Raw genomic sequence first — 22,220 nt, 5'->3', positions numbered from 1 at the left:
TTATGTATAAAGAGATTGTAAATGTATTTTTTAACGAGTTGAAAAATGACAAATTGACAAAATTACCTGAAAATTTTTACGAGAATGTTAGAAAATATATAGAAGATGAAAAGTACGAAAGTGAAAGGGAGCACAGGCGGATACTGTACTATATCAAAGAGTTAAGAAAGTTAAGACTGTACAAGGCATTTTATGGGAGTAGGGAGAATCTCTTAGAGGAGGAGAAAGAAATATTGAAGATAATCGAGGATATTGAAGGTATCTCCAGCATCCAAAGGAAGGAGGTAGAGGAGGCTAAGGTAGAGGTATCAGAGGATCTATCAGAGATACCAAAACCTATAAATACTCAGAGGTATATTGACATTGTAAGGGTCTTAACCAATTTTCCAGAATTCACAGATGGAGAAACAGTATATAACCTAGATGAGAACGATATCATATCCTTAGATAGAAGAATTTCTAGGATATTGGAAAAGTACGGGATCGTTAAAAGGATAAAAGGTGAATTCTATGAAGATGAAAAAAAGGATAAAGAGGTACTGCCCTTACTGTAAAAAACACACTGTACATACAGTAGAGTTGGCTAAGAAGAGGAAGGCAAGTGAATTAACCTGGGGTCAGAGACAGTTCAGAAGGGTTACCTCAGGTTATGGAGGATATCCAAGACCTCTCCCAAGTGGTTCAAAACCTGTTAAAAAGTTGGACTTAAGGTACAAGTGCTCAGAATGTGGAAAGATGCACACTAGACGTAGTGGTGGATTTAGAGTGAGGATATTTGAATTGGTAGAGTAATTTTTAGATGGAGGTGAGATGTTGGATCTAATACCAAAACCAAGGAGTAGGTTTTTAAAGGTCCAGTGTCCAGAGTGTGGCAACGAGCAGGTTATATTTGGATGCCCTGCAACTGTTGTAAAATGTATAGGTTGTGGAAGAGTAATTGCAGAGCCAAGGGCATCTAAGGGGCTTATAAAGGCTAAGATATTGGAAGTATTGGAATAAATTTTTTATTTTTTTATTATAATTATTTTTATTAAAAATTTTAAATATACTATTTTAGGGATATAATGATGAAGATAACGAGGATGCACGGCGCTGGAGGAAAGTTAATGCAGGAACTTATTGAGAGGGTGATACTGGGTAATTTAGAGTTAACCTCTGTAGAAGGGGGAGTAGGATTGAGGGATTTGGACGACGGAGGAACTGTACCCATTGGAGATAAGGAGGTTATTTTTACCATAGATGGACATACTGTTAAACCTATATTCTTTCCAGGGGGGGATATTGGTAGGTTGGCAGTGTGTGGTACTGTTAATGACATAGCAGTTATGGGAGGAGAGCCGATAGCCCTTTCTTTATCTTTGGTATTACCTGAGGGTTTTCCCATCGATAAGTTAGATAGGATAATGAAGTCCATAAATGAGGCGTCTAAGGAGGCAGAGGTACCTGTGATCACTGGAGATACTAAGGTATCCAAGGTAGATGACATAGTAATAACAACCGCAGGTATAGGGATAACTGATAGGGGGAAGGTTATAAGGGACAGTGGTATGAAGGAGGGGGATGTTATTATAGTCTCAGGTAATATCGGAGAACATGGGATGGCGGTACTTCTGGCAAGGGAGAACTTCGACTTTAAGAGTAATCTAAAATCAGACGTTGCACCTCTAAATAGACTTATAAAAAAGGTACTTGACAGTGGTGTTGAGGTTCATGCCATGAAGGATCCAACAAGGGGGGGTCTCGCCAGTGCCCTAAATGAGATGGTGGAGAAGAGTGGTCTTGGGATAAACATATACGAGGATAGGATACCTATAAGTGAGGAGGTGCAGTCACTCTCTGAAGCCCTTGGTATAGATCCTCTAACGGTGGCTAACGAGGGAAAGGTTGTTATGGCAGTTAAGAGGGAGGATGGGGAGAGGGTGTTAGAAATATTACGTTCTCATCCTCTTGGAAGGAATGCCGAGATCATAGGTGAAGTAGTATCAGATCATAAGATGGTGGTGATGGAAACCTTAGTTGGTAGGAGGATAGTGGATACGCCGATGGGGGATCCTATACCGAGGGTGTGTTGATAAAAATATAAATATATAACCCTAATTCCTATCAAAAGGATAATTTTAATTTAAAGAATAATAAAAATAATTATAAAAATAATAAAGAATTTTAAAATAAAAATTTCTTATCATAAGGAGATCTACTTTTTTGACGATATTTAACTATCCATACTAATCAGGAGATAATGATCTTTTAAATTTCAATTAAAATAAAATATTAATATTTTATAAAAAAATTATAATATAATAAAAGATTAATAAAAAAGATAATTAAGAAAAAAGAAAAATTCCGCCTTACATTTCAGTACTCGGTGTAGTTGAGATTTTGTTTTTTCATCTGTATATATTCCTTAATTTTTTATTTCTTTAGTTTTAATATTAATTATTAATTATTATTTTTTATTATTGAAATCTCAATAGTTGTAGTTAATTTAAAATGTTATTAATTAATTTAAAAAGTTTTGTTTATTACCATAATTATTCTTTTTTATAATTCTCAATATTTTATTTAAGATCTCGAGGGTTGTTGTTTTAGTAGAAGTTTTATTACGATATATTTGTGATAAAGATGAAAACCTGGGAATTTATAAGAGAAGTAATAAAAAACATAAAAACTCCAAATTTAAACAGAACTGTCTTAACATCCTCTAATAAAAATAAACTCTTCTACACCAGTGCTCAGGGAGATGGGAAGGTAAAGGTAGTTTTACCCTTTGTTTTCAGAAGGGAAGATCTTATCAACTTAAATCCTAAGGGTTTAGAGGGAAGCACCGCTAGAATAATAGAATGTATCAAAGAAGAAATGAGAAGAGGAAAATTCCCTCCACTTTCAGGAAACCTTGGGAGGAGATACAGGGAACTCTACGAGCCTCTCACTGTAGTAAATTGTGATATGAACATAGGGAGTAACCTCTGGAGGGCAGATAGATACAACTACATAGAGGGGGATAGAATACACCTACTTTTAAGGATGGTATTCTCCGAGAGGGATCCAAGGAGTATAGGTAGAAAGATAGACGAACTCTCCCAGGAGTTGGAGGAGTACATAGATAAAATACCTTACTCCCTACTGGAGAGGGAGAACATCAATATAGTTAATCAGAAGGATCTAAGGGATAGGTTGGATGACCTGGGCCTTGTAGTTTTCATAGGGGATTACTCCAAACCTGCCAGGAGTTATACACCTGTTAGGAGACACTTTCGGATAGCGGGACCTAAGGAGGGGGTGAATGTACCTTTTATAACTCCTAAGGAGTTGAACCCTGTAGAGGTGGAGTTGTACGATGGAAGGGTGATAACAGGGTTGGGTATTAAGAAGAGGGAGGTATTTGTTATTACTGGAAGAAATGCCCAGGGGAAGACTACACTACTTGAGGGTATAGAGAGTGGCCAGGACGATCACCTCCTAGGTGATGGGAGGGAGTATATAATAACTACTAAGAATTTAACTAAGGTTACAGGAGGCTCTATGGATATGCAAGGTTGTGATATCAGTCTATTCTTCGAGAAACTACCTAAGGGGTTGAAGGGTACTCCAGAGAGGGTTGTAGGGAGGGCTTCAACATCTATGACTATGGCCTACAGGATCCAACGGGCTATGACTAACGGTGTAGATCTTATCCTTATAGACGAGGATAACTCTGCAGTAAATCTCCTTGTAAGTGGTTTGCTGTCTAAGTGGTTCGAGGGGGTGAAATCCCTCTCGGAGATTATGATGAGGGAGAGGGAGAAACTAACCTCTGCCTTTATCATCACCACCAGTAGTTTAGATCTACTAACTGCATTGGCAGATAGGGCTATCTATCTGGAGGATCACGAGGCGAAGTATTTAGATCTGGATTACTTCAGGGAGGAGTTAAGTAAGTACTACTTGGAGTTAAGTAGGGAGTTGAGGAGGATAGGAGGTGATAGAGATGGTGGAATTACTTGCTCCTGCAAGGGATCTAACATGTCTTAAGACTGCAGTTGATTACGGGGCAGATGGGATATACTGTGGATTGAAGGAGTTCAACATGAGGATAACCGCCAAGAACTTTACAAGGGAGGAGTTGAAGGAGGGCGTTAAGATAGCACATGATAACAACAGGAAGATCTACCTCTGTTTAAACACTGTAATATACGAGAAGGATCTGAAGAAGTTGGAGGAGGTTTTAGACTTTGCAGTGGAATCTGAGGTGGATGCAGTTATAGTAAGTGATATAGGGACTATGACACTTGCAAGAGATTACGGCTTAAGGGTACATGCAAGTGTCCAGACAAATATTACAAACTCCCTAACTGCAAAGTTCTACTCCAAGTTTGCAAAGAGGGTTATACTATCCAGGGAATTGACTTTGAACCAGATAAGGGAGATAAGGGAGAAGTTGAAGGAGGAGGGTGTAGATTTAGAGTTGGAGGGTTTTGTCCATGGGGCGCTCTGTGTGGCTATAAGTGGTAGGTGCTTCCTAAGTGCCTATTTATTCAACAGGAATGCAAACTGTGGGGACTGTCTCCAACCATGTAGAAGGAGATGGAAGTTGATAAATGAGCACCACGACGGTACCCATGAGTTGATCTGTGAGGGGAAGTATCTACTGTCTCCTAAGGATCTCTGTATGATAGAACATATCCCAGAACTTATGGAGGTGTTGGATAGTTTTAAGATAGAGGGTAGGAGTAAGAACGCCGACTATGTAATGAGAACTGTGAAGGTTTATAGGGAGGCTATTGATGCTGTATTGGATGGCACCTACTACGAGAAACTCCCTTACTTTAAAAAGGAACTCCTTAAATCCTACAACAGGGGATTTGATACTGGTTTCTACTTCAGAGATAAGGTAGATAAACATGACTTCCAGTACGAGATAGAGGGAAATGCCTCTCCATACAGGAAGGTTGAGGTGGGAGTTGTAACGAACTTCTACAAGAGGATAGGGGTGGTGGAGATTAAATTAACTGGAGATTTGAGGGTTGGGGATACCATACTTATAATGGGAAATAAGACAGGGTGTATAGAGGAGAAGGTTGAATCTATGGAGATCGATCATAAACCTGTAAAGATCGCTAAGAAGGGGGAGAGGGTTGGAGTTAAGATCAGGGGCGTTGCCAGGGAGAATGATAGGGTGTTTGTTTTGTTGAAAAATAATAAAAACCACAGTTCTTAAAGGGTTGAGATTTTATATTTAAAAGGTTATGTTCATAATTGCTATTTTTAATTATCACTTTTGATGAAAACTCGGATTATAAAAATAGTTTTAATAATTATAATTATAAAAATATTAAGTAAAATTATAACAATTTAGATAATTGATAGATGTCGATAGATGGATATTATTGACAACTTTGGGAATGTATAAAGAAAGATAAAGTAGGTAATTGAAGTGATATGGGTTAAGGTGTTAGAATTATGTTTTCTAAGAAGAAAATTGATGGTATGACTGCAGAAGAATGGTTCGAGAAGGGAAATACTCTATATGATCAGGGGAAATACGAAGAAGCTATAAATTGTTATAATAAGGCGTTGGAGATAGATCCAAATTATATAGATGCTTGGAAAAATAAAGGAAATGCTCTCTCTGATTTAGGAAGATACGAAGAAGCTATAAATTGTTATAATAAGGCGTTAGAGATAGATCCAAAATATGTTCATGCTTGGAATAATAAAGGAAATGCTCTCTCTAATTTAGGAAGATACGAAGAAGCAATAAAATACTATGATAAGGCGTTGGAGATAGATCCAAAATATGTAGATGCTTGGAATGGTAAAGGAGTTGCTCTCTCTAATTTAGGAAGATACGAAGAAGCAATAAAATACTATGATAAGGCGTTGGAGATAGATCCAAAATATGTAGATGCTTGGAATGGTAAAGGAGTTGCTCTCTCTAATTTAGGAAGATACGAAGAAGCAATAAAATACTATGATAAGGCGTTGGAGATAGATCCGAAGTATGCTTATGCTTGGAATAATAAAGGAGTTGCTCTCTCTGATTTAGGAAGATACGAAGAAGCAATAGAGTGTTATGATAAGGCGTTGGAGATAGATCCAAATAATGTATATGCTTGGAATAATAAAGGACTAGCTCTCTCTAATTTAGGAAGATACGAAGAAGCAATAAAATACTATGATAAGGCGTTGGAGATAGATCCGAAGTATGTTCATGCTTGGTATAATAAAGGAAATGCTCTCCGTAAGTTAGGAAGATACGAAGAAGCAATAGAATGCTATAATAAGGCGTTGGAGATAGATCCAAAATATGCTTATGCTTGGTATAATAAAGGAAATGCTCTCTATGATTTAGGAAGATACGAAGAAGCTATAGAGTGTTATGATAAGGCGTTAGAGATAGATCCAAAAGATGTAGATGCTTGGAATGATAAAGGAAATGCTCTCTATGATTTAGGAAGATACGAAGAAGCAATAAAATACTATGATAAGGCGTTGGAGATAGATCCAAAATATGCTTATGCTTGGTATAATAAAGGAAATGCTCTCTATGATTTAGGAAGATACGAAGAAGCTATAGAGTGTTACGATAGAGCATTGGCAATAGATCCAAAAGATGTAGATGCTTGGAATAATAAAGGAGTTGCTCTCTATAAGTTAGGAAAATTTTTAGAATCCATAATATGCTTTGGTAAAGCAGATAAGAAAAATTATATACTTTATATAATAATAACTCTTATATTCATCCAGATAGCATGGATCCTAATCTTTGGTTGGAATTGGATACTAATTACAACAATTAACCTAATAATTATTTACATCATTATAAAAACCACCTATTTCTGGATTAAGTATTGGACCAATAAGAAAAAAATAGAGAGGGAAATTTTTGAAATGGAGAAGAGATATATAATTAAAGAGTTGAAAAAACTTATAGGTGAATACGACGATGAGGACGATTAGGAAGACAAATACTTTAATAGGGACAGAAAAACCTAAAGCCCATAGATCCCAGGAAACTCAGAAGTATTTTTTAACTCCAATTACCTAAAAATAACAAAAAGTCCCAACACAATCAGTATAAAACCTGAGATAAAACTAACAAGATGAGAGTTTACAAATTTCTTAAATACCTCTTTACCTTCAAAACCTATAACACTTAGGAGAATTATTGGAAGTCCATAACCTATTGAATATATAAATAAAGCCAAAACTCCAAAAATAACATCTGATTTTGTAGATACGTAGGTTAATATTCCCGCTAAAATAGGATCTGCACATACATTGGCTCCAACACCGTAAGACAATCCAAAGATAAAAGAGGTAAGCACTTTATACTTAAGGGAGATATTTTTATTGTTAATTTTAGTTATAATCCTGTTAAAAAAATTTCCCTTCAATCTAAATGAAAAACCCTTTTTAAACATAATCAATAAACCTAAAACTATCGCCAAAATACCTGCAACGTACTTTAACCTGTAAATTCCTAAAAATATGCCAAAAACAGATGAAATAGCCCCCAATAAACTAAAAACTATGGAGAATCCCAAAACAAAAAACAAAGATACAATAAATGCCTCTATTTTAGATTCCGAGATCCCAAAGGTATAGGAAAATACCACAGGTAGTACAGTCAATACACAGGGACCCAATGCAGTAAATACCCCTGAAATAAATATTAACAGTAGATCCATAACATCTCCTAAGATTACTGATAAAGTTCCCTGGCCTTATTTACTATTCCCTCTGGATCGTAGCCGATAGTTCTTCCAACTACAACACCGTCCTTGACGTAGATAACAGTAGGTAGCCCTCTAATTCCCAATTTTTCTGCCAACTCTCGACGTTCATCAACGTCTATCCTTATAACCTCTACACCCTCCTTCTCCAACTGGTTCAGTGTAGGTTCAAGATCCTTACAGTATTTGCACCAGTCAGCGTGAAATACCACTATTGCAGTTTTTCCTTCAAGATTTAGATCCTTTATTAATACTTCATTGTATTCACTATTTCCAAAATCTATACAACCTGAAAGTATTGTTGTGATGGATAGTAATATTAAAAGTAGATATGTCTTCATATTATCACTATAATGTAGGTACTTAGGAGATTTTATTTTTTTGTAATTTTTTATTTTATTTTTTTACTTATTTATTTTTATTGTAATCATTATTTTTATTTTTTTGATAATTTTAGGATCTGTCTGAATAACTACCATCCTTTACCTCATTAAAAGTAAAAACATAAAACTATCATACAGAAATCTCTATATAATAATCGGTTTCATACTTATCCAGATGATATGGATCCAAATCTTAGGTTGGGATTGGAAAATAATTATAATAATATAATCTAATAATTATCTATCTAATTTTAAAAATCATCCATTTCTGGATCAATTATTGGATCAGTAAGAGAAAATAAAGAAGGAAATTTTTGAAAAGGAAAAAAAGAGTTGAGAAAACTTGTAGGTGATTAACGATGCTGGAGGAGATCAGAGAGGTGATGCTTGAATTGAAAGAATTAATAAAAGACGATAGTTACTATAATGCATCAAAAGATATTATCAGAAAGGCTATAAGGGAGATTAAAAAAGATAACTTCAAAAGAGCATTGAAATTACTGAAAGAGGCTAAAAATCTGGCTTTAAAAGAAAGGAATATCGTTGAGAGGATTAAAAATTTGGAAGCAAAGATAAAGATCCATGGAAAGGCAAGGAATGTTGCTAACAGTATCTACGATAGAATCAGAAGTGGAGATTTAGATAACGCCGAGGATCTCATCCCAGAACTTGAAAAGATATTGGAAATAGAAAATAGAATTTTTATGAAAATAGAAGATGTTGAAAGACTTATAAGTAGAGAACTCCCTGGCTCAAATCCTAAGGAGGCTAAGGAGTTGAAGGAGGAGGCACTCAATCTACTCAAAAAGGGTAGATTCAATGAGGCTGAAGAACTTATAGAGAAGGCTAAACTCGCTGCTAAACCAACTCCAGATTATCTACTCCAGAGGGCGAAGGATTTTGCCTTAGATGCTGAGAGAAGTTTCACACAGGATAAATTTGAGGAATCTATTGAACTGTGGAGGAGATCACTTGAGGAGTATGAGAGGGCTAAGGAGGCTGCAAGGGAGAGGAAAGATGAGGATCTAGTTAGGGATATAGAGTTTGCCCAGGAGAGGATAAGACAGAACATAGAGAACGCAAAGATAGCCATAGATAACAGGGAGATGCTCAAACTTGTTTCCAAGGCAAACGAGTACGTTGAGAAGGGTAATAAGTTTTTCTCATCTAAGAACTACGACAGTGCATTGGAGAGTTATATGGAGGCTAAGAGGTTATTCAAATCTGCACTTGATATCGCTGAAAAGAGGAATTTTGAAAGGGATAAGATAAGGGAGGGGCTGGAAAGTGTGGAGGAGAGTATTGAACATGTGAAACTTGGTAAAGGGGAGTATCTTATAGATGTAGATATCGAGGATCCTGAGGCTGAGAGGAAACTCTACTCTGCACTGGAGTATTTAAGATCCCTGGATGTTAGAGATAAAGATAGGGTTAAAGAGTTGATACAGGAGTGCTCCGAGAGAATAATCGCTGTGAAGATAAGAAATGCCGAGAGGATGATGGAGAAGACAGAAGAGTTGTTCAAGTCAGGTGAGTACTACGATGCAAGGGAGAGGTATAGGGAGGTATGGCAGTATTTAAACGAGGTTGAAGATGAGGCTGTGTCTCTAAAGGTAACCTCTAAGATACCCTATATCCAGGATCTGAGAAATGCCTGTGATAGGAACATAACACAGATAAGGAGGTTACTTGTGGATGTTGGAGAGGTGAAACCTGAGATATATAAAGTTGAGGATGTTAGGAGGGGTATTAAGATTGAAGTTGAGAGAGGGGGTGGTTTCATAAGGGATGAGCGCCTTGAGAAACTTAGGGAGGAGTACGAGTCCCTCGAGTATATCGGTTCTGGTGGTTTTGCCAGGGTTTATAAGGCTAAGAGGAGGGATGATGGAAGTATAGTTGCATTGAAGATACCTGAGGAACTTACAAGGGAGGCTGAGAAGGTATTCTTCAACGAACTTGAAAATTGGAGAAAACTTAACCACAGGAATATCGTCAGGTTGATAGAGCCAAGGTTGACTCCATTCCCTCATATGGTCTTGGAGTACGTTGATGGAGGGAGTCTCAAGGAGGGGAGGATGGATATCGAGGATGCATGTAGGATCATAAACGACGTTGCCAGGGGTATTGAATACGCCCACTCCCAACTTGTTATACATGGAGATATAAAACCACAGAATATTCTACTTAAGAGGATCGGGAGGTTCTACGAGGCTAAGATAACAGACTTTGGGTTGGCAGTTGCAGTTACGAAGTCCAGGAGTATTAGAGGATTTACACCGATGTACTCCGCTCCAGAACAACTGGAAGGGAAGGTAAGTGAAAAAACAGATGTATATCAACTGGGACTCCTCCTTTACGTCATGCTAACAGGGTTTAACCCATTTGATGGGAAAACTAACTCCGAGATAGAGGAGAAGGTAAGAAATTATATACCAGAACCTCCCTCAAAGTACAACAGGGATGCAGAGGGGCTGGACGATTTAATTATGAGATGTCTCTCCAAGGATCCTGAGAAGAGGCCAAGTGTAAGGGAGTTCAGGGAGGGGGTTTATGAGTTTATGAAGAAGAGGTACGGTATCAGTCTGCACCTGACGAAGGATTACAGAACGTTAGTTGAGAAGTCCCTGTACTTAGCCTTCTACCATGCAAAGGAGGGGGATTTAGTGTCCTGTTTGAAGGAGTTGAAGTTTGCGGAAGGTAAGATAAGGGATGAGAAACTTAAGAGGGATTGTAGGTGTTTAATAGGACAGATCGATTATATGGTAAGGGAGGGAATTAAAGGAGAATCTATAGTTGAAGAAATTGAGAAATTTTTGAAGTTGGTAGAGTGAGAAGGATGAAGAGAGTGAAAATATTTGGACTAGCGGTGTTTTTAAGTTTATGTATGTTGAACGTAGTATGGGGGGAAGAGTATGTTTTGTTATGGAAATATGAAACAGATGGAGTTGTTGAATCAGTCTCCATAACTCCAGATGGGGAGTATATTGTTGCTGGAGGTGGGTATGGTCATGTCTACCTCTTCAACAGATTTGGGAAGTTACTGTGGAAATATGAAACAGATGGTAGTGTTTACTCAGTCTCTATAACTCCAGATGGGGAGTATATTGTTGCTGGGAGTGGGGATGATCATGTCTATCTCTTCAACAGAGAGGGGGAGTTGTTATGGAAGTACAAAACAGATGATTGGGTTTACTCAGTCTCTATAACTCCAGATGGGGAGTATATTGTTGCTGGGAGTGGGGATGATCATGTCTATCTCTTCAACAGATTTGGGAAGTTACTGTGGAAATATGAAACAGATGGTAGTGTTTACTCAGTCTCTATAACTCCAGATGGGGAGTATATTGTTGCTGGAGGTGGGAAGGGGTCGTTAATAGGAAATAATATTTATTTCTTCAATAAAAAAGGGAAGTTACTGTGGAAGGATGGAATATATGGTTGGGTTAAATCAGTCTCTATAACTCCAGATGGGGAGTATATTGTTGCTGGAGGTGGGAAGGGGTCGTTAATAGGAAATAATATTTATTTCTTCAATAAAAAAGGGAAGTTACTGTGGAAGTATAAAACAGATGATAGTGTTATCTCAGTCTCCATAACTCCAGATGGGGAGTATATTGTTGCCGGGAGTGAGGATGATCATGTCTACCTCTTCAACAGAGAGGGGGAGTTGTTATGGAAGTATAAAACAGATGATTATGTTAAATCAGTCTCCATAACTCCAGATGGGGAGTATATTGTTGCTGGGAGTTGGGATAAACATGTCTATCTCTTCAACAGAGAGGGGAAGTTACTGTGGAAATATGAAACAGATGGTAGTGTTTACTCAGTCTCTATAACTCCAGATGGGGAGTATATTGTTGCTGGAGGTGGAGATATTTATTTCTTTGTCTCAGTTCAAACGATAGAAAAAATATTAGATGACGTTAAATTAATAATCTCTCAGATAAAGACCAAATACAATGTTAAAGAAGCCGAAGATATATTACACCAGGCTGAGGAGGCATTTAAAAGAGGAGATTATTCTAAAGCAGGAGAACTTACTTTAAAAGCAAAATCCCTTGCCCTAGATATAGACCAGGATGGAATACCTAATGAAGAAGATTTTGCTCCCTATGTAAACAACTACTATCTCTATACCTCAGGAGCTGTAATCTTTCTTATGTCCCTCTACTTCGGAAATAAATACTATAAATACAGAAAGAGAAGAAAAAAACAACTTGAAAAAGAAAAAAGAGAGATAATCGAAGAGTTGAAAAAACTCATTGGGGAAGAGAAATGAATAAAATAAAATTCTCAGCCCTTTCAGTGAAGGGAAAAAGGGAGAAAAACGAAGATGCTTACCTGGCAGAAAAAATAGGTAAATACTACGTCTTCGCAGTGGCAGATGGGATGGGAGGACATGCCTATGGAGAAAAAGCAAGTAGGATAGCCATAATGGAGTTAAAGGAAACCATCAAGAGATCCCAGGGCAAACCGGAAGATCTACTTAAAAAAGCATTTGAAAATGCCAACAGAGAGATCTTAGCCTACAGTGATATAGTTGGAGCAAAGATGGGAAGTACACTTGTAGCCTGCTTACTAAATAAAAATGGAGAGTGCGTCATAGCAAATATTGGAGATAGTAGAGCCTACATCATAGATGATGACAACGTATGGCATACGAAGGATCACAACTACATCCAGGAACTCCTCAACACAAACATCATAGATGAAGAAGATGCCAAGAAACACCCAATGAAAAACGTACTTACAAGAGCCTTAGGTATTGAAGAAAATATCGAGCCAGATATCTACAGAATAAAACTAAAGGGAACATTATTACTCTGTAGTGATGGCCTCCATGATTACGTAGATGACAGAGAAATTGCAGAGATCGTAAGATCCTACGAACCTGAAGAGGCCTGTAGAAAACTTGTTAAGTTGGCACTTGAAAGAAGTGAAGATAACATCACTGTAATCGTTGTAAGTTTGGAATAGTTAGTTTATAAACCTTGATTCCCATCAAGACTGGGATTAGAGGAATAATAATTATTATAATAAAAATAAAAGTCTTAAGAGGAATAATAAAATGAATAAAATTCTGATAGATGTAAAAAAATAAAATAACCTTTTCTTTCTATATTGAACACCGGATAAATAAGTAGGATTACTACCTTAGTTCCCATCAGTAGTGATTAAAGAATAATGAAAATGGGATAATAGAAGTTTTTATTTTAACCTCAATTCCCATCAAAATAATGATTTAAATAATAAAAAGACTGAGAAAATATTAAAATATAATACTTTTAATAAAATTAATAATAGCAATCTGTTAAGAAGGATCTACTCCACTTCCATAGTACCTTAGAGCGTCCCAGGAGATTATCTCTTATTCTGATTTTAATACCTTCTTCTTATACTTTTATTTTATAACTATTATTATCAGAATTTTTTTGATGGAAATTAGGGTAAAATTAATATTTTAAAGTAGGAAATATAAGACAGACGGTAGTACCAACTTATTAGTAATAACTCAGATATAAAGTATATAGTTTGTTGAAAGTAAAAAACATGTTTTTTACCTCCTCAACAGAGAAGAGATATTATTGTGGAAGTATAAAACAGATAATAGTATTTTATCAGCATCTAGACTAGAAATAAAATATTTATTACTATTATTAGTAAAAGCAGAATTTCTTACCATTCCAGCTAAACAGACATTCAATAAAGGATAATTACATCAGAGCAAAAATAGCAGAGTCAGCAAAAAGACTACCTTTTCCCAAAAAAGTTTATCTTTTCTATTAACTCAGTAAAAGCCCTTCTCTCAAACTCCAAAACCTCCTCCTCTGTCAAGGTACCACTTATCTCTCCATCTAAGGTTAACTTATCCACACCTCTAAGTACCATCCGATCTCCTCCATCTCTGTTTAGTATCTCCTCTGCTATCCTGTCATGGACAAAGGCTAGAGGTGGAATAAATACTGTGTCTTTCAACTCCTTAGGGTCTACTGTTTTTAAGTCCTCTGCTGTAATAAGATCTGCAATATCCTTATTTACCTTGACAACATTAACTGGCGTATCTTGAAATACTTTTCTAAGAAAATTATAGGCTATCCTTCCAGTGATTATAGTAGCCTCAGCCTCTACCTTATCCCTCAATCTTTCAAGTATATGCTCATGATAGGTTATTGCAAAGGGTGCCTTTGTTAAGGGATCGTAGAGGGGTGTTCCAGTGATTCTGATATTGTCTCCAAAGTTTTCATGGGCCTCTTTCACAATATTTTTAAATTCCTCAATAGTATGGGGGGTTATGCCCTCTATAATTGGAGCGTTTTTTAGTATAAGACCCTGTTCAGTGGTGTTTGCAAACCTCATCAATATAACTCCCCTTGCTCCCCAATCTACCAAATCCGACAACGTCTTTTTTAAAACCTCTCCGTCGTTGACCCCTGGAATAACTATTACTGCACAGTGTACCTCACAGTTTTCACAGAAGTACTGGAGACATTTTAAAGATATCTCGGCGTTTCTATCATTTAACCACTCTTTTCTTATCCCTGGATCTGTGGAGAATACTGAGAATGTAACTTCGTCCACCCCAGCATCTACAAGAACTTTTGCAGTGTCTAAATCTTTAAAACCCTTTCCAGAGGTGTATCCTAAGTGTATCTTTAAACCCATATTACCGATATACTCACAGAGAGGTATTAGATCTGGATAGAAACTTATATCTCCCCCACCAGTAATATTCACCTTCTTATACCTCTGAAAGAAGAGGGCACTTTGAACCTGTTGTATAACCAGTGGTAGTGGGAGAAAATCTCCATTAATCTCTCTTACAGAGTATGTACAGTAATCACAGCCTATTTGATATGTGCAGTTTTTGCATCCAAAAGGTGTTATATTATCCCTATCTAATTTCCTAAAATAACAGAATCTACAGAAACCTCCACAGTTTTTACCAGGTTCTCCTTTTAAATCTACCAAAAGTTGAGATTTATCCTTAAGTACATCCTCTTTTTCCTCTGTATCCCATAAACTCTGAAAGTTGCTAAGATCAAAGTTCATGATATCATTTGACATTTTTATAACCCATATTAAACATTTAATATGATACAATAATAAATATTTAATAATAAAAATAATCATATATGAAATTTAATAAAATAAATATTCCATTCAGATATATTAATATACAATCTTAGGGTTTTAAAAGAATATATATACTTTTCGATTTAGTTTTAATAGAAAATTTATAAATATTGTATTAACCGATAAAAGGTAATGATGGCTAATAAAAAGTAAAGAGTGGTTGATATGAAAAAGTACAACGATACAATATGCTTATACGATGCTAAAGGAAATCTTGTAGAGGAGAACGTACCAGTAGAGGCAATTAGTCCGCTACACAACCCAGTTATAAAGAAGTTAGTAAAGGATATTAAGAGAACTGTAGCAGTCAACTTAGCAGGAATTGAGAACAGTCTAAAAACTGGAACTCTTGGAGGAAAAGGTTGTAAAATACCTGGAAGAACTTTAGACTTACCAATTGTAGAAAATGCTGAAACTATTTTAGAAGAGGTAGAAAAGATCTTAAGAGTATCTCCTGAGGATGATACCTCTATTAAGGCAATTAACGGTGGAAAGCAGGCAGTTGTACAGTTACCATCTAGAAGATTAGAGATAGCAGCAGAGTACTCTGTATCTATGTTAAATACTGCAATGGCTTTAAAAGAGGCTATAATCAAAACCTTTAACATCGATATGTTCGATGCACCTCTAGTCCATGCTGCGATTATAGGTAGGTACCCACAAGTAATGGACTATATGGGAGGTAACATTGCCTCATTGTTAGGCGCTCCTTCTAACATGGAAGGTTTAGGTTATGCACTAAGAAACATTATGGTAAACCACTACGTAGCAACAACAAAGAAGAACATTATGAATGCAGTTGCACTGGCATCTATTATGGAACAAACTGCAATGTTTGAGATGGGAGATGCCATAGGATCCTTTGAGAGGCTACATCTGTTAGGTCTTGCATACCAGGGATTAAACGCTGATAACTTAGTTATCGACTTAGTTAAGGCAAACAGAAAAGGTACAGTAGGTACAGTTGTAGCCTCTATAGTTGAAAGGGCTTTAGAGGACAAAGTAATAGCTGAAGATAAAACTTTAGAGTCTGGATATACATTGTATAAACCATTAGATATTGCCAAGTGGAACGCCTACGCTGCAGCAGGATTAGTTGCAGCAGTTATTGTAAACTGTGGTGCTGCAAGGGCTGCTCAGAACGTCGCATCAACTATCCTCTACTACAACGATATACTAGAGTATGAGACAGGTCTTCCAGGTGTTGACTTCGGTAGAGCAGAGGGTACTGCAGTAGGATTTAGTTTCTTCTCCCACTCCATCTACGGTGGAGGAGGTCCTGGTATATTCACTGGAAACCACATAGTTACAAGGCACAGTAAGGGGTTCGCTATCCCACCAGTATGTGCTGCGATGTGTGTAGATGCAGGTACTCAGATGTTCTCTCCAGAGAGGACTTCAGCACTTGTTGGAACTGTATACGGTGCTATAGACGAATTCAGAGAGCCTCTGAAGTATGTTATTGAAGGGGCTCTTGAGATAAAAGACATGTTCCAATAAATTAACAGGTTGGAGTTATGATAGAGGTTGAGGTATTTCCCCACAGATATTTAAAAGCAACAACCACTGAAAAGTTCCTTAACGAGATATATTCTCTAGATACGGTAGAGAGGGTCATTATTCATGGCCAACCTCTACCAAAAACTGTATACTACGGTCCTGCAAGGGGCACTCCAGTGAATCACTCTGAGAGAAAGGTGATCAACGTACATGGGGTTCCAGTGGAACTTACAGTGATGGCAGGGCGGTTTTGGATTACCTTAAAAGATGACAGTGAAATAGAGAAGATCGAAGAGATCTGCAAATCCCTCTTTCCCTTTGGATACAATATAAAGGTAGGTAAATTTACTAGAGATAAGGCAACAGTGACAGATTATATAAAGTACGGTGAAAGAGTAGTGAATATGATGGACAGATCCCTTATCGGATTGACAGATCCAAGGAGTAAATTTGACAGTGCAGTGAAGATAATACCTAAGGAGAAAGATGAAGAGACATCTTCTAAAGAATAATAGGATGTGATTCTATGCCTGTGGGGAGAAGGGAACAGATAATAGACTGTAGGGCAGTGATGGGACTGGGGGAAGGAGGGGGCTTAGCCCAGAGAGGAACCTTTGCAGAGGCCCTAAGAAACGATGTAGTCGTTGTAGCCATGTCTCCAGGGAGACGACACATTACAAAGCCAGTGTGTGAGATAACCTATGGGATAAGAGAGGCTGGTATTCAAACTAGTGTCTTGGTTCTAAATGCTGGTAGTGGTATTCCCCATGACGCCCCCCATGGTAGTTTAGGGTCTACATTTGGTATAAAACCAGAGGAGGCAGAGCAGGTTAACAGACATAAACTCTGTATAATACACTTTGGGAATGTTAAAAGTCATATTGTATACAAAGCAAGACTTTTCTTGAGATACGTGGAGATACCAACGATAGTGGTCTGCCAAACTCCTGTAGATATGGAGGATTTCGCGAAGGTGGGAATAAAAACAAGGGACGTCATGCCCCTTGAACCTGTAACTAAAGGTACTATAGTAGATATAGTATCTGGTATTGTGAGAGGAGAATCTCCTCCTCAATCCAAGATCGATGAAATTATCAAAAAGATTAAAGACAATCTTAAAAATATAAAAAATAAGAGGTGATCTTATGGCATACACACCTCAATTCTATCCAGGTAAAACAAGAATTGCTCAGAACAGAAGAAACCATATGAACCCAGATATCCAGTTGGAGAAGTTGAGAGAAATCCCAGATGACGACGTTGTAAAGATCATGGGACACAGACAGCCAGGAGAGGACTACAAGACTGTCCATCCACCATTAGAAGAGATGGATCTTCCTGAAGACTACGTCAGAGATCTCGTTGAACCTATAAGTGGTGCTAAGGAAGGACATAGAATAAGATACATCCAGTTTACAGATTCCATGTACAACGCTCCAGCACAACCATACGATAGGGCAAGAACCTACATGTGGAGATTCAGAGGAGTAGATACAGGTACTCTCTCAGGAAGACAGGTTATAGAGATGAGAGAGAGTAACTTAGAGGAGATTGCAAAGAACTTCTGTATAGATACTGCATTCTACGATCCAGCAGTCTGTGGTATAAGAGGGGCTACAGTACATGGACACTCCCTGAGATTAGATGAAAATGGGTTGATGTTCGACGCACTACAGAGGTACGTATATGACGAGAAAACAGGGCATGTACTCTATGTAAAGGACCAGGTTGGGAAGCCTCTAGATGAGCCAGTAGATGTTGGAGAGCCTCTACCACCTGAGAAGTTGGCAGAGATAACAACAATATACAGAAAAGATAATATCCCAATGAGAGAAGATACAGAACTTATTACTGTAGTTAAGAGAATACACAGAGCCAGAACCTTAGGAGGGTACATGCCTACAGATGAAGTATTTAAAGAATTATAAAATATAACTATTATTAAAAATTTTTTGAGGTGAATATGATGGAGGCAGAAAAGAGATTATTCCTCAAAGCATTAAAGGAGAAGTTTGAGGAAGATCCAAAGGAGAAGTATACTAAGTTCTACATCTATGGAGGATGGAAGCAGTCAAAGAGAAAGAGGGAGTTCGTAGAACATGCAAAGGAATACTTAGAAAAGAGAGGAGGTATTCCATTCTACAACCCAGATATTGGAGTTCCACTAGGACAGAGAAAGTTAATGCCTTACAAACTCTCAGGTACAGATTACATAGTAGAGGGGGACGACTTACACTTCATGAACAACGCCGCTATGCAGCAGATGTGGGACGATATAAGGAGGACTGTTATTGTAGGTATGGACACTGCACATGCAGTACTTGAGAAGAGATTGGGAGTAGAGGTAACTCCAGAGACTATAAACGAGTACATGGAGGTAATCAACCACGCACTACCAGGGGGGGCAGTTGTTCAGGAGCACATGGTTGAGGTAGACCCTGCATTAGTATGGGACTCCTACGCTAGGATATTTACTGGAGATGACGAGTTAGCAGATGAGATCGATAAGAAGTTCTTAATAGATATAAACAAGTTATTCCCAGAGGAGCAAGCAGAACAGTTGAAGGCAGCAATAGGTAAAAAAACCTACCAGGTATCCAGGGTACCTACCTTGGTAGGTAGAGTGTGTGATGGAGGTACAATAGCAAGATGGAGTGCAATGCAGATAGGAATGTCCTTCATTACTGCATACAAACTCTGTGCTGGAGAGGCAGCAATTGCAGACTTCTCCTACGCTGCAAAACACGCAGACGTTATCGTAATGGGTACAGCACTACCTGCAAGAAGGGCAAGAGGTCCAAATGAGCCAGGAGGAATACCATTTGGTATATTGGCAGATATTGTACAGACCTCCAGAGTAAGTGAGGATCCAGTAGAGCAGGCTTTAGAGGTTGTAGGAGCAGGGGCTATGCTCTACGACCAAATATGGCTAGGTTCCTACATGTCTGGAGGGGTTGGATTCACCCAGTACGCTACAGCAGCATATACAGATGACATATTAGATGACTTCTCCTACTACGGATACGACTACGTAGAGAAGAAGTATGGAATAAACGGAGTAAAACCAAGTATGGATGTTATTGAAGACATTGCAACAGAGGTCACTCTCTATGCATTGGAGCAGTACGACGAGTACCCAGCCCTCTTAGAGGACCACTTTGGAGGTTCCCAGAGGGCTGCAGTTACAGCGGCAGCATCTGGTATCTCAGTATGTATGGCAACTGGAAACTCAAATGCTGGAGTTAACGGCTGGTACTTAAGTCAGATACTACACAAGGAGTACCACAGTAGATTAGGGTTCTACGGATACGACCTACAGGATCAGTGTGGTGCTGCAAACTCCTTGTCCATTAGAAACGATGAATCCTCTCCATTGGAGTTGAGAGGTCCAAACTATCCAAACTACGCAATGAACGTAGGACACCAGGGAGAGTACGCTGGTATAGTTCAGGCAGCACATTCTGCAAGAGGAGATGCCTTTGCTCTTAACCCACTGATCAAGATAGCCTTTGCAGATCCACTACTGATATTCGACTTCGCTCATCCAAGAAAAGAGTTTGCAAGAGGAGCACTGAGGGAGTTTGAGCCAGCAGGAGAGAGAGATCCTATTATTCCAGCACACTAATTAAATCTTTTTTTATTATTTTTTAATTTTAAAATATTTTATTTAAAGAATTCTTTATTATAATTAAATTATTCTTTAAAAAATCCTTATTTAGCCTTATTTTATAAAATTAAACCGAAAATAATATATATACTAGTATAATAATAAAGAAATAATTTGTTTTTAATGGATCGGGGTGAAACTATGGATTCAACACTATTAATCCTTGGAGCTTTAGCACTTTCAAGTGCTGCAGCTACTGTAGCAGGATGTGCAGAAGATTTAGAGTCTGATGTAGGTTCTCAGTCAAACCCAAACTCACAGGTACAGTTAGCACCACAAATGGGTAATATTCATAGGTACTTTAACAAGGCTATATCTGGAGAGCCTGTATCTTATGGTCTCTATGTCGCTGTAGCAGGTACTGTTGCATGGGCACTTATGAATATTGGAATAAATGTAATTTTGGCATTAGTTATTGGGGCAGGTATTGCAGCCTTTGTACATGGAGCATATGCTGTTAGTGCATACTTTGGGAGAATAGTAGGTCAGTCTAAAAACTTTGGTCAGCCTGTATACTTAGATGTTGTTATAACACATTTAGGGCCTATAGTTGGACATGGATTTATTGCAGTGTTCTGTATGTTACTAGCGGCCTATTTAGCAACTACCATGTTGGGCAATCCATTTCCACTGCCGTTAGTAGCACTGATCTTCGGTATTACAGTAGGTGCTATAGGTTCATCAACTGGAGACGTCCACTACGGTGCAGAAAGGGAGTATCAGAAGTATCCATTTGGTGGAGGAGTCCCTGTTGCAAACCAGGGGGATATTGACATCAAGGCAGAGGTAGGTATTAGGAACGGTATGGATTCTTCCTACTTCTGTTCCAAGTTAGGAGGTCCTTTAACTGGCCTTACATTTGGTTTAATAGTATTCCTCGACGGTTGGAGAGGTATAGTTGGGGAGGTTATTGGAAATCCTCTCGGAGGAGATCTAGTATCTAAATCACTAATTGCTATTATAGTAGGTATAATTATAGTGGCAATTGCAGCATGTTTAAACAGATTAGTGGAAGTTTATGCAAGGAAAAAGTATGGACCATACACCGATAGATAAAGAAGTGGTGATAGGATGGATATAACCTTACTAATCCCTTTTGTTGAGATCACTTTGGCAGGTGCTATAATTAACGCAAGTGTTCACTTTGTTCCAGTAGGTGGAGCTCCTGCAGCTATGGCTACATCTACAGGGATAGGTACAGGTACTACCCAGTTGGCAGCAGGGGCTGGATTCACTGGTTTAATGGCTGCTGCAACAATAGCTGCCCAGAGTGGAGTTAATATATTCAATCCTATACACTGGGCAATTATCTTACTCTCAGGTGCAGTTGGTTCTATGATCATGTTAGGTTTAACTATGCTAATGGGACAGTTGATCTACGTCTTTGGTATAGGGGTAGTTCCAGCGGCAGATAAGTGTGAAAAAGATCCAATTACAGGGGACTATCAAAAGTCTTACATCACCCCAGGTACTACAGGACATGCAGTTCCTACAGTATGTTTCATTAGTGGATTAATTGGAGCAGCCTTAGGAGGTTTAGGAGGAGCACTTGCATATGCGGCACTTATACAGTTAGGTTTCTCTCCAGAAGTTGCTGGAATTACAGCAGTAGGATTTTTCTTCATGAATGCAGTACTGGCATCCTATAATATAGGAGGTACTATAGAAGGGTTCCACGACCCCAAGTTCAAGAAAATACCAAATGGTATTATTGCATCCTTTATAGCGTCCCTACTAACTGGAATTATAGTAGTTTTAATGGCGTTAGGAATTAATTAAAAAATTAATTAAAATTATTAATTATTATAATAATTTCAATAT

The 22,220-nt window shown here is 37.9% G+C and carries 20 protein-coding genes; 17 read left to right on the top strand and 3 right to left on the bottom strand.

Going from position 1 to position 22,220, the window contains the following annotated elements; translation table 11 throughout:
- The first annotated feature begins 2 nt into the window (after window positions 1–2).
- The 7 genes from CFE53_RS01290 to CFE53_RS01260 all read left to right on the top strand — a co-directional run bounded on the left by CFE53_RS01290 (window position 3) and on the right by CFE53_RS01260 (window position 6,939).
- Window positions 3–554 carry a hypothetical protein gene (locus CFE53_RS01290; RefSeq protein ID WP_148120086.1) on the top strand — a complete coding sequence of 184 codons (552 nt, stop codon included), beginning with the start codon at window positions 3–5 and terminating at the stop codon, window positions 552–554.
- Window positions 511–792 (top strand): 50S ribosomal protein L44e, encoded by a 282-nt coding sequence (locus CFE53_RS01285; protein WP_148120085.1) that lies wholly within the window; start codon window positions 511–513, stop codon window positions 790–792. Before CFE53_RS01290 ends, CFE53_RS01285 begins: the two co-directional genes overlap by 44 nt.
- A gap of 21 nt (window positions 793–813) precedes the next feature.
- Window positions 814–999, top strand: coding sequence for a 30S ribosomal protein S27e (locus tag CFE53_RS01280; protein WP_148121112.1), 186 nt, complete (start codon window positions 814–816; stop codon window positions 997–999).
- Window positions 1,000–1,067: 68 nt separating this feature from the next.
- Window positions 1,068–2,072: a hydrogenase expression/formation protein HypE gene (hypE, locus tag CFE53_RS01275; RefSeq protein WP_148121111.1), complete on the top strand. Its 1,005-nt coding sequence runs from the start codon at window positions 1,068–1,070 to the stop codon at window positions 2,070–2,072.
- Window positions 2,073–2,622: 550 nt separating this feature from the next.
- Entirely contained in the window at window positions 2,623–4,011 is a 1,389-nt protein-coding gene (locus CFE53_RS01270; RefSeq protein ID WP_148120084.1) for a P-loop domain-containing protein, read from the top strand.
- Window positions 3,968–5,197 (top strand): U32 family peptidase, encoded by a 1,230-nt coding sequence (locus tag CFE53_RS01265; RefSeq protein ID WP_172456337.1) that lies wholly within the window; start codon window positions 3,968–3,970, stop codon window positions 5,195–5,197. The genes CFE53_RS01270 and CFE53_RS01265 overlap by 44 nt, the downstream gene beginning before the upstream one ends.
- Window positions 5,198–5,439: 242 nt before the next feature.
- Entirely contained in the window at window positions 5,440–6,939 is a 1,500-nt protein-coding gene (locus tag CFE53_RS01260) for a tetratricopeptide repeat protein (RefSeq protein WP_148120083.1), read from the top strand.
- An 80-nt stretch (window positions 6,940–7,019) separates the two neighbouring features.
- Here the strand turns inward: CFE53_RS01260 and CFE53_RS01255 are convergent, their stop codons facing one another.
- Entirely contained in the window at window positions 7,020–7,670 is a 651-nt protein-coding gene (locus CFE53_RS01255) for a cytochrome c biogenesis CcdA family protein (protein ID WP_148120082.1), read from the bottom strand.
- Window positions 7,671–7,684: 14 nt separating this feature from the next.
- Window positions 7,685–8,056, bottom strand: coding sequence for a thioredoxin family protein (locus CFE53_RS01250; RefSeq protein ID WP_148120081.1), 372 nt, complete (start codon window positions 8,054–8,056; stop codon window positions 7,685–7,687).
- Window positions 8,057–8,457: 401 nt separating this feature from the next.
- On the opposite strand from CFE53_RS01250, the gene CFE53_RS01245 reads away from it, so the two are divergent.
- The 3 genes from CFE53_RS01245 to CFE53_RS01235 are packed head-to-tail and all read left to right on the top strand — an operon-like array spanning window position 8,458 to window position 13,075.
- Entirely contained in the window at window positions 8,458–10,929 is a 2,472-nt protein-coding gene (locus tag CFE53_RS01245; RefSeq protein ID WP_148120080.1) for a serine/threonine-protein kinase, read from the top strand.
- Window positions 10,930–10,934: 5 nt separating this feature from the next.
- Complete coding sequence (locus CFE53_RS01240) at window positions 10,935–12,377, top strand: WD40 repeat domain-containing protein (protein WP_148120079.1); 1,443 nt, start codon at window positions 10,935–10,937, stop codon at window positions 12,375–12,377.
- On the top strand, window positions 12,374–13,075 hold the full coding sequence (locus CFE53_RS01235; protein ID WP_148120078.1) for a PP2C family serine/threonine-protein phosphatase: 702 nt from the start codon (window positions 12,374–12,376) through the stop codon (window positions 13,073–13,075). The genes CFE53_RS01240 and CFE53_RS01235 overlap by 4 nt, the downstream gene beginning before the upstream one ends.
- Window positions 13,076–13,849: 774 nt before the next feature.
- Here CFE53_RS01235 and mmp10 read toward each other — a convergent pair.
- Entirely contained in the window at window positions 13,850–15,163 is a 1,314-nt protein-coding gene (gene mmp10 / locus CFE53_RS01230; protein WP_148120077.1) for a methyl coenzyme M reductase-arginine methyltransferase Mmp10, read from the bottom strand.
- Window positions 15,164–15,397: 234 nt separating this feature from the next.
- On the opposite strand from mmp10, the gene mcrB reads away from it, so the two are divergent.
- The 7 genes from mcrB to mtrD all read left to right on the top strand — a co-directional run bounded on the left by mcrB (window position 15,398) and on the right by mtrD (window position 22,178).
- Entirely contained in the window at window positions 15,398–16,732 is a 1,335-nt protein-coding gene (mcrB, locus tag CFE53_RS01225) for a coenzyme-B sulfoethylthiotransferase subunit beta (RefSeq protein ID WP_148120076.1), read from the top strand.
- A 17-nt stretch (window positions 16,733–16,749) separates the two neighbouring features.
- Window positions 16,750–17,244, top strand: a complete 495-nt coding sequence (mcrD, locus tag CFE53_RS01220; protein ID WP_148120075.1) for a methyl-coenzyme M reductase operon protein D — start codon at window positions 16,750–16,752, stop codon at window positions 17,242–17,244.
- A gap of 14 nt (window positions 17,245–17,258) precedes the next feature.
- Window positions 17,259–17,873, top strand: a complete 615-nt coding sequence (gene mcrC / locus CFE53_RS01215) for a methyl-coenzyme M reductase I operon protein C (RefSeq protein ID WP_148120074.1) — start codon at window positions 17,259–17,261, stop codon at window positions 17,871–17,873.
- Between the two features lie 4 nt (window positions 17,874–17,877).
- The gene (gene mcrG, locus CFE53_RS01210; RefSeq protein ID WP_148120073.1) at window positions 17,878–18,660 is read left to right on the top strand and encodes a coenzyme-B sulfoethylthiotransferase subunit gamma; all 783 of its coding nucleotides are present in this window, start codon (window positions 17,878–17,880) and stop codon (window positions 18,658–18,660) included.
- 38 nt (window positions 18,661–18,698) lie between these two features.
- Window positions 18,699–20,357, top strand: coding sequence for a coenzyme-B sulfoethylthiotransferase subunit alpha (gene mcrA / locus CFE53_RS01205; RefSeq protein ID WP_148120072.1), 1,659 nt, complete (start codon window positions 18,699–18,701; stop codon window positions 20,355–20,357).
- Between the two features lie 183 nt (window positions 20,358–20,540).
- Window positions 20,541–21,455 carry a tetrahydromethanopterin S-methyltransferase subunit E gene (mtrE, locus tag CFE53_RS01200; RefSeq protein WP_148120071.1) on the top strand — a complete coding sequence of 305 codons (915 nt, stop codon included), beginning with the start codon at window positions 20,541–20,543 and terminating at the stop codon, window positions 21,453–21,455.
- A 15-nt stretch (window positions 21,456–21,470) separates the two neighbouring features.
- Entirely contained in the window at window positions 21,471–22,178 is a 708-nt protein-coding gene (gene mtrD, locus CFE53_RS01195; RefSeq protein WP_148120070.1) for a tetrahydromethanopterin S-methyltransferase subunit D, read from the top strand.
- Window positions 22,179–22,220: the final 42 nt, after the last annotated feature.

Origin of the sequence: Methanofervidicoccus sp. A16, assembly GCF_003351865.1 — an archaeon.
Classification (GTDB): domain Archaea; phylum AGJL01; class Methanococci; order Methanococcales; family Methanococcaceae; genus Methanofervidicoccus.
This window is presented reverse-complemented; position numbering and strand designations above follow the sequence as displayed.